At 48.3% G+C, this 12,578-nt stretch carries 11 protein-coding genes; 5 read left to right on the top strand and 6 right to left on the bottom strand.

Going from position 1 to position 12,578, the window contains the following annotated elements; genetic code table 11:
* Positions 1-140 precede the first annotated feature (140 nt).
* From QT990_RS34140 to QT990_RS34130, 3 genes are all read right to left on the bottom strand, one after another.
* Positions 141-590: a hypothetical protein gene (locus QT990_RS34140; protein ID WP_242722026.1), complete on the bottom strand. Its 450-nt coding sequence runs from the start codon at positions 588-590 to the stop codon at positions 141-143.
* Positions 591-670: 80 nt separating this feature from the next.
* Entirely contained in the window at positions 671-1,873 is a 1,203-nt protein-coding gene (locus tag QT990_RS34135; RefSeq protein WP_333147545.1) for an anhydro-N-acetylmuramic acid kinase, read from the bottom strand.
* A gap of 82 nt (positions 1,874-1,955) precedes the next feature.
* Positions 1,956-2,687: a PP2C family serine/threonine-protein phosphatase gene (locus QT990_RS34130; RefSeq protein ID WP_333064224.1), complete on the bottom strand. Its 732-nt coding sequence runs from the start codon at positions 2,685-2,687 to the stop codon at positions 1,956-1,958.
* A 117-nt stretch (positions 2,688-2,804) separates the two neighbouring features.
* On the opposite strand from QT990_RS34130, the gene QT990_RS34125 reads away from it, so the two are divergent.
* Genes QT990_RS34125 through QT990_RS34115 form a run of 3 tightly spaced genes read left to right on the top strand, consistent with a single transcriptional unit; the run spans position 2,805 to position 3,988 of the window.
* Positions 2,805-3,026 carry a helix-turn-helix domain-containing protein gene (locus tag QT990_RS34125; RefSeq protein ID WP_333147543.1) on the top strand — a complete coding sequence of 74 codons (222 nt, stop codon included), beginning with the start codon at positions 2,805-2,807 and terminating at the stop codon, positions 3,024-3,026.
* Positions 3,027-3,030: 4 nt separating this feature from the next.
* Positions 3,031-3,636, top strand: a complete 606-nt coding sequence (locus QT990_RS34120; RefSeq protein WP_333147542.1) for a transposase — start codon at positions 3,031-3,033, stop codon at positions 3,634-3,636.
* Entirely contained in the window at positions 3,629-3,988 is a 360-nt protein-coding gene (locus QT990_RS34115) for an RNA-guided endonuclease TnpB family protein (RefSeq protein ID WP_333147540.1), read from the top strand. The genes QT990_RS34120 and QT990_RS34115 overlap by 8 nt, the downstream gene beginning before the upstream one ends.
* A gap of 318 nt (positions 3,989-4,306) precedes the next feature.
* On the opposite strand, the gene QT990_RS34110 is transcribed toward QT990_RS34115, so the two are convergent.
* The 3 genes from QT990_RS34110 to QT990_RS34100 form a co-directional block, all read right to left on the bottom strand.
* Positions 4,307-6,073: an AarF/ABC1/UbiB kinase family protein gene (locus tag QT990_RS34110; RefSeq protein WP_333147538.1), complete on the bottom strand. Its 1,767-nt coding sequence runs from the start codon at positions 6,071-6,073 to the stop codon at positions 4,307-4,309.
* 111 nt (positions 6,074-6,184) lie between these two features.
* On the bottom strand, positions 6,185-6,517 hold the full coding sequence (locus QT990_RS34105; protein ID WP_190660406.1) for a DUF6825 family protein: 333 nt from the start codon (positions 6,515-6,517) through the stop codon (positions 6,185-6,187).
* An 866-nt stretch (positions 6,518-7,383) separates the two neighbouring features.
* A complete protein-coding gene (locus QT990_RS34100) occupies positions 7,384-8,955 on the bottom strand; it encodes a protein kinase domain-containing protein (RefSeq protein WP_333147536.1) in 1,572 nt (523 codons plus the stop codon).
* Between the two features lie 665 nt (positions 8,956-9,620).
* Between QT990_RS34100 and QT990_RS34095 the strand changes: the two genes are divergently transcribed.
* Both QT990_RS34095 and ltrA read left to right on the top strand, forming a co-directional pair.
* The gene (locus QT990_RS34095) at positions 9,621-10,457 is read left to right on the top strand and encodes a hypothetical protein (protein WP_333147534.1); all 837 of its coding nucleotides are present in this window, start codon (positions 9,621-9,623) and stop codon (positions 10,455-10,457) included.
* Between the two features lie 583 nt (positions 10,458-11,040).
* On the top strand, positions 11,041-12,578 hold a 1,538-nt coding region (gene ltrA / locus QT990_RS34090; RefSeq protein WP_333147532.1), incomplete at its 3' end, for a group II intron reverse transcriptase/maturase.

Here is a 12,578-nt window from a genome sequence, read left to right as displayed (position 1 = left end):
ACAAAATGGTACACCGCATATTTGTCTATAAGTGTATCATTTTGTCTATTTATTCGCTACCTAGGGACTAGCTCCGACTAGCAAAACCTTCAATTTTCACATCAAACCCTAGAACTCGCAAATGTGGACTCTAGAAAGAGTTATTCCCCCTGACGTTCCAGAGTCGCCTCCATTGTACTCGTCAAGTAATGACCAGACATGATGCCGCTAGATTGGTAGTAGCGGTTGTCATCAACCCGGTGAAGGGTATCAAAACCCGTCCGCCGCTGGCGTTCGTCTCCCAATACCCAATAACGCTGGACGATCGACTGGGGAGCAATCCAACCTTCGCCCTCGACGCGGGCGAGTTCGCTGTGTTGGAGTACAAAAGTATACTGCCGTTCATCGCTGTTGAGGTGTCCTCGGTACTGCAAAATAATCTCTTCGCGATCGCCTCCAGGAAATACGAGCTTGGTCACCATACTGAACCAATCTGTTCGGTTCCAGCTCACTAAAGTTTTGCCCTTAACCGTAATTGGCACGCCATTGCGCTCAATCCAGCTTCCTTCGAGCGTCCATTGGCCAGATTCCATTAAAAACGTGTGAGCCACAGTGCTGTTCCTATGCTTTTCCTGCTGGCTACAATGCTGGTGCAACAACGCACAGCCGTTGTCCCTCAGACTCTATGCTATCACGCCCAACTGTGCCAACAAGAGTTAATTTCTCCTAAAAGTACCGATGTCCGGGCACCAGTCACTTGAGGCAGATTGCCGGGAATGCCCCGAACCCGCCATGCGGCTAAAACCGCGAAAGCGATCGCCTCTTTAAAATCTACATTCAAGCCTGCCTCAGAAGTAGTCAACACTTGCACTGGATGCAATTGAGATTGCAATCGGCGTTTTAAGTAGAGATTGTGGCTGCCACCCCCACATAGTAAAACTCGATCGGGCATAGCCGGTAAAAAAGTTTGGTAACTGTGAACGATCGAGGCAACAGTCAGTTCTGTCAGAGTAGCCAGCACGTCAGCAGGACTGAGGTTGTAACCTTGGGCCTCGACCAAACATCTGTCAAAATAGTCTACACCAAATAGCTCTCGCCCCGTTGATTTCGGCGGTGCTTGGCGGAAGAAGTCTGAGGCGAGCCAATCCTCGACTAAAGCTTGACAGGGAGTGCCCGATGCTGCCCAAACTCCACCTTCGTCGATCGTCTTAGTGCCGCCTGAGAAGTGCTGTACTGCCAAATCTAACAGGGAATTAGCCGGGCCTGTATCCCAGCCCGATATGCCATCCCCAAGACTGAAAATCTCAGACTCGTCATTGTTTCCCCCTTTTCCCCTAGCCGGAAGATAGGTAACATTGCCAATTCCCCCCAGATTTTGGATGCAGAGGCTGAGGTTGGGGTCCGCTAGCAGGCAGGCATCAACTATTGACACTAAGGGTGCTCCTTGACCTCCGGCAGCAATGTCTGCCGATCGAAAGTTACTCACAGTAGTAATTCCTGTCAATTCCGCAATTAGCGCGCCCCGCCCCAGTTGCAAGCTGTAGCCCATTAACGCACCGGCCCTGTCTTTCTGGGATTTCCCAGCAGGTCGGTGGTAGACAGTTTGACCGTGAGAGCCGATTAATTCGGCTTTATCATATTCTGCTTGAATTGTCAATGCCGCCGTAGCAAATTCTTGGGCGATGGCATCATCTAATTGGGCTAGTTCAGCCATTGACAAAGCTGAGCCACTGCAAACCGAGAGAATTTGCGATCGCAAATTAGCAGGATAAGAGAAAGTCTTGCCGGCCACCAATTGCACTTTCAAGTCTGTTTGGGAACCGACCACATCCACCAAAGCAGCATCAATGCCATCCACCGACGTGCCGCTGATCAAACCGATAACGCGGGTCATTCAATTTTAGATTTTAGATTTTAGATTTTAGATTGTTCACTTTTTCGATTTTAGATAGTCGGGTGCGATCGGGCGATGAATATTATTTGAGGTCGATCGTTACGATCACCACAGTAATATTATCGCGTCCACCTTTATCCTTAGCTGCTTGAATTAAAGCATTTGCAGCGCCCTCGCAGGCGCGAATCGACTTCAGAGGCGAAGCTATCAAAGGATCGGAAAGTTCTTCAGTCAAGCCATCGCTGCAGAGCAGCAAGCGATCCCCAGGCTGCACGTCCACCGGCAAAATATCTATCTCCCGCAAATCATCGCGGCCCAAACACTGGGACAAAACGTGACGCCAAGGATGAGTGCGAGCCTGGTCAGGAGTTAGAGCCTTTCTTTTCACAGCCTGAGCCACCCAAGTCTGGTCTTCAGTAATCTGTTCCAAGCGAGATCCGTGCAGTCGGTACAAGCGAGAGTCCCCGATATTAGCGCACCAGGGTCGGCCCTCATCCCTAAACATTAGAACCACAGCCGTAGTTCCCATATCAGCACGCTCCGGGTGGTCGAGCTGATCCGTCAAAATTGCTTGATTGGCAATTAAGAAAGCCTTTTCCAACAACAGCGGAGAATCCTCTGGCCCTTCCCAATGTTCGAGCAAATAAGATTGAATCGCCTGAGTCGCAATCCGGCTGGCTTCTTGACCTCCGGCGTGTCCTCCCATTCCGTCGGCCACTATGAAAAATCGCCCGTCAGAGTCTATGTAGTACGAATCCTGATTTACGGAACGAACTAGCCCTGTGTCTGTCTTACCTGCGAAAGAGCGTTTCATCAGAAAAAATGGGTCTGAAACCCCGTCCTTGTAGGACGGCTTTACATAGATTTTTGTTAAGACGTACCATCTTACATAAGAGGTGCTACTATGTAAAACAGCACATTTAAAGTAAGCATGACACTAAAAGCCTTCAGCTATCGATTATACCCAACGCCGGAACAGGAAAATTTGTTGCGACGTACTCTGGGTTGTGCTCGTTTGGTCTACAACCGTGCTTTAGCCACAAGGACTGAAGCTTGGTACACAGAACAGAAACGAGTAGGATATGCTGAGACTTCTTCAATGTTAACCGAATGGAAGAAAACTGAAGAACTAGATTTTCACGGGCGAAGTTAGCTGCGTGCCTTTGCAGCAATGCTTGAGACATTTACAGACGGCTTACACCAATTTTTTTGATGGGCGAGCAAAATACCCTAACTACAAAAAGAAACGTAACGGTGGCAGCGCAGAATTTACTAAGTCGGCATTTAAGTTCAGAGATGGACAAATCTACTTAGCAAAAAACACACCAGCATTGCCAATTCGCTGGAGCCGTATATTACCTGATGGTGCCATACCATCAACTATTACGGTAAAGCTTGCACCATCGGGCAGGTGGTCAGTTTCTCTACTGGTAGATGTAGAAATTGAAAAATTACCCGAAACAGGTAATCAAGTCGGTATCGATTTGGGAATTACCAGCTTGCTTACCTTGAACACTGGCGAAAAGATTGTCAATCCCAAAGGATTCAAAGCAAAGTATCGCAAACTTAGAAGAGCGCAGAAAGCTTTAAGTCGTAAGCAAAAGGGATCAAATAATCGTTACAAGGCACGACTTAAAGTAGCGAAAGTGTATCAAGAGATCACTGATGCAAGGAAAGATAATCTTCACAAGTTAACGACGCGGTTGGTGCGTGAAAACTTGCGCCATCGCCGTAGAAGACTTAGCTGTGAAGAATATGGTTAAAAATCGGAAACTCGCCGCTTCTATAAGTGACGCAAGCTGGGGGGAATTGGTCAGACAACTTGATTACAAGTGTGATTGGTATGGTCGCACTTTAATTAAGATTGATCGCTGGTTTCCGAGTTCTAAGCGATGTGGCAATTGTGGCCACATTGTTGACAAGTTGCCGTTAAATATCCGGGAATGGGATTGCCCTAAGTGCGGTACTCACCATGATCGTGATATTAACGCTGCGAAAAATATTTTGGCGGCAGGGCTTGCCGTATCAGTCTGTGGAGCGACTGTAAGACCCCAACAGAGTAAATCTGTTAAGGCTGGTGCGAAATCCCCGTCAGGGAAAGAAGCAGAAACCTAAGTTGTGAGTCTTAGGAATCCTCGCCCTTATAGGGCGGGGTGGATGTCAAATTGTAGATCGTATGATGGTAATCCCATCTTAAAATTTCGGTAAATCCAGTAAATTAAGCAGCACCTGCAAAAAAAACTGGATTTCTACCCAAAATCCGAGGTTTTGCTGGCGAGAAATCTAGGCAGCAACCGGGTTTTTAGCCTCAAAGCGCGTAATTGTCGTAAATTTCAGCACTCTGTGGTCAGCCAGCCAAAACTTAACATTCGATGTCAAATTTGGGCTGGCGAGAAATCTCAAACCTGAAATTTCAAATCGCAAATTGCACAATTATGACATCCTGTCTAAACGATCGATCCGCTTGAACAAACGCATAAGAGCAAACCCTGCACCCGCCGCCAGCACGGCAACAGCGACAGCCGGCCAGACTTGATTGCTGACAAACAAAATTGTCGCCGACAAAGTAAAAGCACTCATCAGCAAAGCATAATTCGTGCCCATTTGAGCGCTGCTCATCCGGCGGAGCAAGCGTTCTGTTTCGGCCGAACGGACGCGAATCCGCAAATCTCCCTGTTCGAGTTTATCAATAGTCTCCTCAATCCGGCGGGGCAAACCCAAAGCACTCGAACTCACCTGAGCCGCCTGACGGCCGATTTCGTTAAAAATGCTGCTACTTGTATCATGGCCATTTCCATTAGTCATAAGCTGCATGGCAAAAGGTTGTGCCACCTCCATAAAGTTGAACTCGGGATCTAAGCCTCGGCCCACCCCTTCGATGGTGGAAAAAGCTCGCATTACAAAAGTAAAAGTAGCTGGGAAGCGAAAAGGTTGGTTGTAGGCAATATCGTAAAGGTCGTCCGTAATCGCGCCCACAGACTGATTTTCAAAAGGCTTGTCCATGAAGTTATCCAGCATATACTGGATGCTGCGGCGCACCGGACTCATATCACCCGTTGGCACCAAAGCTCCCAAATTGATCAGAGAATCCATAATCCGCTGTCCATCCTTGGAAGCAATGCCGTAGAGCGTCTCCATCAGTCCTTCGCGGACGTTCGACTGGATTTGCCCCATCATGCCAAAATCGTAGAAAATCAGACAACCGTCAGCACTAACAGCGATGTTGCCGGGGTGTGGGTCAGCGTGGAAAAAGCCGTCGTTGAGCAACTGCCGCAAATAAGCTTTTGCCCCCAACTGAGCAATTAATTTACGATCGATACCGGCCGCTTCCAAAGCTTCGTAGTGGCTGATTTTAATCCCTGGCAGGTATTCCAAAGTCAGCACTCGCGGAGCCGCATACCGCCAATAAACCCTCGGCACCCGCACCCAGTCACAGTTGCTAAAATTGCGGCGAAAAGTATCAGCATTGCGGCCTTCATGGAGATAGTCAATTTCCAGCCACAGAATGCGACAGCATTCCTCATAAATCCCCATCCAATCTCGACCGCGGCCCCACTTAGGATGGTTTTGAAAGTAGCGGGCAATTCCCTTAAGAATTTGCAAATCGATCTCGAACAGTTTCCGCAGTCCCGGTCGCTGCACCTTGACCACCACTTCCGGGCCCGAATGCAGTTGAGCTTTGTGTACCTGACCCAGACTGGCAGCAGCCAGGGGCACTGGGTCAAAGCTGCGGTAGAGTTCTTGAACTGTCTTGCCCAAATCTTGCTCGACAATTACCTCTAACTGCTCGTAGCTGAAAGCAGGCACTTTATCTTGCAGCTTAGAAAGTTCCTCGACAAACTCTGCCGGGAACAAATCGGCGCGGGTAGAAAATAACTGCCCCACTTTAATGAAAGTTGGCCCCAAATCCAAGAGTGTTTCTCGAACCCAGATAGCTTGAAAGCGGCGTCTGGCAACTTTCTTTTCTTCAGTCACGCCTCCCCAGTAGCTCCAATTTTTGCTGTCGAGCCAGAGGGAAGCCAGCCAGAGCAAGACAAAGGCCCAAATGTCGAAGAAGCGCCGCTTCCGGGAGTATTTTTCGCGATTCCAGCGATAAGCTTTACTTTTGTAGGATTTACTAGCAGTTTTTTGCTCATCGGCTTCGCCAGTGTGCTTGGGGGAGCGCTGGCGATTAACAGAGTCATCAAGGAGAGCAGACACTTGGGTTCCCAAATTGCTTATTTTATGTTGTTGCTTTGATTGAAAGTAGGAGCGCAGGAGCGCAAAGCAATGCGCTCACGTAGTAAATAATAGTTGTGGTCGAGTCGATCGCTAGGGCAAACTGCTGCGGTAACGCTGTAATTCCGATCGCACCAGAGCCACTTCGGCGCGCAGCTCGTCAATAGTCGCTTGCAAATCAGCGGGATGGATGTCTTGAATAGTTGTGGTGCTTGCAGTGCCAGTTCTGGTCTGCATCGCCTCATCCGAAGCACGATTTGCCCGTTCCACAACTCGATCGGTGAACTGCCGCAGGCGTTCTCTTTGTTCGGCGTCAAATTTGCCGAGTTCAGAGAAAGCGTTGGTTGCTGCGCTTTCTAATTGCTCGTACAGTGCTTCGGCAAGTGCTCTGCCTACAAAAAAAGCATGAACTGGGGGTTTACTCATCAGAACTATGGGTTTGAAACCCCGTCCTTTTAGGACGGCTTTACATTGAATTGAATCCCCTCGCGGGGTGGAGGGGTATGGTTGCCCCAAGGCGTGAGGTATGGTTGCCTCAATCTCTTTTCGGAGTAAAGTTAGCACGCGCCTTTGTTTAGTGAGCTTGTTAGGTTGAAAGCACTGTTCCTGTTACCTTAGAACTGTTTAACTCTCAACGACAGAGCAAAGGACTAGCTACGCATCCCAGGATGTCGTGACTCGAAAAACGTAGTCAGTTAAGACTGAGGCCCGTCAGAACGGCTTGTTAGATTTCTCCTTCAAGCCTCATGCCGTCAGGGCTGAGGTTCCTGACAAAAAATCTCTGTGCGCTTCCGCAACAAATTATAACTTGCTTGTCCCCAAGGATGCTTGCTCCCAAAGGAAGGAATTTTGGGGGAATTGACACTCCCTCCCCGAGTGTCGGGGATGGGATTCTTGAGAGTTAGAACAGTTTAAGGCGCAACGGCTTAGCCCCGAAGCCTCGCTTACACTCGCTCAAATTCCAGATGGGGGTTGCTTTATACCAAAATGTTTGCAGCTTGGCAGTATTAATACGCGACCTCACACCACCTCAGCGCCGCGCACATATTCTAACATAATTCAAATCAAAATAGGAAAGCGTCCTGCATTTTTTTGCGGGCATTTGGATTTCACAGGGAATAGGAAATATTCGATAAACTCAGACGGCGACTGTTGGGATTTCCAGATTCGACGGAAGTTTTTGGAAGATAGTCGTTGGCTAGGTTTGGCTTTATTATCTCAACTACTGAGCAGATATTTGCTGAGTCATAAAATCAAGTATTTGTCCGCACTTTTAACCAACAAAAACCATACTAATTTGTCGCAGGTTCGGGAAAAGGCACTGTGGGTTCTGCCACAGGGGGTGGTGAATCAGGTGCGATCGAACTATCTGAATTGTTGCCACTGGGACTTGGTATCGCAGGCTCAGGCGATCGCTCGATCGGCGACGATATTACTGGCGACGGGGATTCCGACGGCGGCAGGGTTTCAGCGCTAGCACTCTCAGCGGCAGGCGGGGCGGGTGCGGCGGGCGGTTCTGGCGGCAGGGGCGCAACTTCCGGTACCGGTGCGGCTTCTGGTTGGGGCTCTGGCTCGATTTGGGCTTGAGGCTCTGGAATGGGGGACTCAGAAGGCTCCTCTGCGGGATCGGGCGTCGGGGATGGCTCCGGTTCCGCTTCGGGTTCTGGGGCGGGAGTTTCCTGGCTTGGAGACTCAGAAGGTTCTGCGCTAGTTTCTGAGGGCTCGATCTGTTCGGGAATGTTGCTGCTGTCTAAGGGGGGTTTGGGACGCTTGTTGAGTTCGATCGGGTAGAGAGGGCTGCTTTCGACAGACGGCTGCCCGAACATCGGCCCTGACAAATCGCGGGATTTGAGCAAATCTTCCAGAGATGGGAAGGATTCAATTTGGGAGCGATTGCTGCTGAGACTGGTGCGGTTGTAGTGCCAAGCCAGGTCAAAACCCATCCAGCCTGCAATTGCAGCCGTTACGACAAACGCCAGCAAAGTCAACTGCGGCGGGGGAGGTGCGGGCAATCGCAGACTTTGCTTGCCTTTTCTGTTTGCTGATACTCGTTCTGTTTCTTGCAGCATGGTGAGCCAATTTTCCACTGTCTGAGGGCGGTTGTGGGGGTCGATTTCGAGTCCCTGAAGGATGGCTCGCTCGATTCCTGGGCTGAGGTTGGGCTGAAATTGCCGCAACTCAGTCAGGGGAATACGATCGCGCAGGGGTGCTGCTACGGGCGCCACGCCGGAGAGTAAGTAGTAGAGGGTGGCTGCGATCGCGTAGATGTCAGTGGCCGGTGTACATTTACCGTCATAGAGGTATTGTTCGATCGGCGCGTACCCAGGGGAGAGCAAGTTAGTGTGGGTTTGTTTGGTGCCGGCGGTAAAGCCGCGCGCAATTCCGAAATCTATTAACATTACTACGTGAGAATCGGCTCGCCGGATAATATTTTCTGGCTTGATATCTCCGTGCAGCAATCCGCTGTGGTGAACTGTACTTACGGCTGAGGCTATTTGCCGAATATAGTGAAGGGCCTGGGCTTCTGGCAGCGGCCGATCGGTTTCGACTATTTGGGCAAGAGTTTGGCCGGGAATGTAGTCCATTGCGATAAAAGACTGTCCGGCTTCTTCAAAAAAGTCGATTACTCTGACAATGTTGGAATGCTGACACCGCGACAGGCGTTGGGCTTCGGCAATAAACTGCTGCTGAAATTGGGCAGATTCTGGGTGTTGGCGCAGACTTTCGTTGAGGGTTTTGAGTACGACGGTTTGGTTTAAATGGGTGTGGATAGCTCGGTAAGTGATGCCGAACCCTCCTATCCCTAAAGTCGCGTTAATTTTGTATTTGCCCTGTTGCAGGACTGTTGCTGGCGCTAAGTTCATCTTCAGTTGATGCCGTTTCCCAAACTATGCTACCGCCTTTGGGTTATTTCGCAGAGTTAGGGGTTTTAAGCAGTTGCCAAAATACGTAGGTTTGTCTAGGTTTTTCTAAGAATTAGACGGAAACCAACAATAATTGTGATAAACTGGGGAAACGCTTGATTAGTGCGGGAAGAATAAAGCTTACTGGGTGTGAAAACCACAGAAAAACACTCTTGCTCAAACGGATCGTCAAAAAAACCAAATATTTCAAGTCCTCTGCTAATTAGGCAGTCTCTAACTGGGAAGAGTAGGCCAACCTGAGCAATCAGGAAGCATATAGCACTTGCTCTAGGCAAAACATAGACCGCTAAGTTTGATTTAGAGATTTCTGTAGGTTTTTAGGAGCGGTTCACAGCCGTTGACATTTTACCTAGATTTACCTAGGTTTTAGTTACTAAATTATCGGTAAATTGACGAACAGACTAATTAGCGTTGGTGATGTCTCTCGAAAGAGAATGCGTAACCTTTGAAAAAGACCTCGCCAGCGACGTTTCGGAAATAAAAGAAACTCATTGAAAAACTTGCAAATCCTGCGCGAAGCGATTAATCTACTAGGATGCAACCACATTGAGAGGTCGAATCAATGGCTACCTTAACTTACTGTAAAGGCTTACCCACGCCAGCAGATGAACTCAACGAACTTGGATTTACAGATTTCGAGATGTTCTTGGAAGCTTACGCCCCAATTTTCTTTCTCTGCAAGTATTGAAACAGTCAGCCACTTACTTTTAAATACAGACTTCAAGAAATCCGATTGGAACACACACTTACAGCACACCTACGGCATCAATAAGCGCCATGCAAATGGCGTAATTAGTGCTGCCAAAGGTCGTGTAGACGGCGCTAAAGAGCACAGAATTTTACACGTAAAGACTCTTGAAGGAAAGATTAAATCCATTAGTGCGTGGCTCAAGAAAGCCGAGCGTAAGTTGGCATTAGCTCGTAAATTTTATGCCAAGAAAAAATGGCAGAATTCCAAGACAGGTTGTAATTTCCCCATAGCTTGCTCGCTCCAATACAAATCTACCAATTGGCAGAGCTTACGCTTTCAAATACACCATAAAAAGCGGAGACTGACCCGGTTAACGAATAGGCTCGAACACTTAAGACTCAAGCCAATCAAAGTCTTCGTCCCTCACAGTGATATTTTCGTTGTCGGTTCCAAGGACGAGTCTTTCGGTAATCAAGTTTCCCAGTGGAATGGGAACACAATAACTTTTAGAGTCCCCAAATGCTTAGAGTCACGATTCGGGAAAGCCGTATCTTCCGAGGTGGGTGATTTCAGTCGCAACATAAATAGACTACCAGAATGCGGTGCTAAGACCTGGCATTTCTACCGTAAAAACGGAAAGTGGGTTATTGCCTTGCAATTTACTCCCAAGCCGGTGAATCAAGTTTCTAGAAATAGGATGTACGGTTGCATTGGTATCGATATGAATCCTGGTGTGCGACTCGTTGGCTAGAAACCAATCCTAAAAAGGGTTAGGGGGATTAGCCGCAAGGTAGAACCTTGACAACTGAATGACCATGTAGGTGAGAGTCAGTATCCTAGAAACCTCAAATCCTACCCCGCAGGTGCAGCGGTGAAAGCACATCCCCCAGGTTCGAGACTAGCCATCAACGCCTGAAGCGGGGATGAAAGGTGGTACTACTGGAAGCCTAATCCGGTATCCATCGAGCAAAGTACCCACGAGTAAAGCCACGGCTTGAAGATGCGTTTGAATCGTCATTATCATGAACCAGCGAAATAAGGCTAAATGCGCTGGAGCCAAAAGGCAAAGGATAAGGAGCTGGCAATTACCTGGTTGACCAACAAGCACTTCCTATAAACCTGGCGAAAAGCATCACTCTAAAGGTACATACTATGGTCGTTCGGAACGAGATAACCTCTCGTCTGCTCTCAGGAGGTCGAATACTTGAGTAGGTGCTAACCGTATGCAGCGAGTAGGGGAGATTAAGTCAGAAGCGAAGGTCTGGGGTAATGCCCAGAATATGCAAACAGACTTACGGTGATTTGGATGATAAAGTCCCAAGTAGTGAGTATATATGTCTAATACACAGTCTCAACAACTGATGGTGGAATGGCACTCTATTAACTGGCGCAAGCTAGAGCGTAGCGTGTATAAGCTCCAAAAGAGAATTTATCAAGCCTCTGCCCGTGGTGATGTGAAAGCATATCGCAGACTCCAAAAGACGCTGATGAAGTCATGGTCAGCAAGAGCTTTAGCGGTTCGTAGAGTTACCCAGGATAACCAAGGGAAAAAGACGGCAGGTGTAGATGGCGTTAAATCGCTGACTCCAAAGCAACGTGTAGAACTTACTGGTAACTTAAACCTGGGTACAAAGGTCAGCCCAACTAGGCGGGTATGGATTCCTAAGCCTGGAACGGGAGAAAAGCGACCTTTGGGCATACCTACAATGAAAGACCGAGCCTTGCAAGCACTTGTCAAACTGGCACTAGAACCAGAATGGGAAGCGCGATTTGAACCGAATTCATACGGGTTCAGAGCCGGACGCTCATGCCATGATGCGGTAGAAGCAATATTTAATGCAATTAGGCTTAAGCCTAAATACGTACTAGATGCCGATATTGCCAAATGTTTTGACCGCATCGACCAAGAAGCGCTGCTAATAAAATTAAATACATTCCCCACCATCCGCCGACAAGTTCGAGCCTGGTTAAAAGCGGGAGTGATGGAATCAAAGCAGTTGTTTCCAACATCTGAGGGTACGCCACAGGGCGGGGTAATATCCCCGTTACTGGCAAATATTGCCCTTCACGGGATGGAAGAACGAATTAAGCAATACGCCGATACCTTTCCCACTAAAAGTGGTCTAGGTAAACGGGATAACCGTAGAAGCATAAGTTTAATTCGTTATGCCGACGATTTCGTGATTCTCCACGAAAACTTAACCGTTGTCCAAAGATGTAAAGAGATGATATCTGAATGGTTAAAAGGCATGGGTTTGGAATTAAAGCCCAGTAAGACGAGACTCGCTCACACTCTTATACAGTATGAGCAAGAAAAACCAGGGTTTGATTTCCTTGGTTTTACGATACAACAATTTCCACAAGGAAAATATCACTCGAAGCAGGGATTTAAGACAATCATCACCCCAAGTAAGCAGAAGCAAAAGGTACATTACGAACAAATCGCTAGGGTTATTGAAGCTCACAAGGCAGCACCGCAAGCGGCGCTAATCAGCAATTTAAACCCAGTTATCATGGGATGGGCTAACTACTACGCGACTGTAGTAAGCAAGGAAGCTTACTCAGATATTGACTACCTCATGTACCAAAAGTTAAGCGCTTGGGCAAAACGCCGCCACCCCAAAAAGAACGGGGGATGGGTGTCAAAAAGGTATTGGCAGTCCATAGGCGGTGATAACTGGGTATTCGCAACCAGGAAGGAAGGTTTGACCCCACTTCGGTTACTAAGCCATGCCGACACACCAATAGTGCGTCATGTGAAAGTTAAAGGCGAATCGTCACCATACGACGGAAATCTGGTTGTGCGAATCGAAGCCGCACGAGAGAGTGGGAAACTCAAAGACTCCCCTGGCAAGCGCTCAAATGCCAGTGT

The organism is Microcoleus sp. T3_B1 (genome assembly GCF_036700445.1).
GTDB lineage: Bacteria > Cyanobacteriota > Cyanobacteriia > Cyanobacteriales > Microcoleaceae > Microcoleus.
Note: the sequence above shows the minus strand (reverse complement) of the source record. Positions and strands in the feature narration are given on the sequence as shown.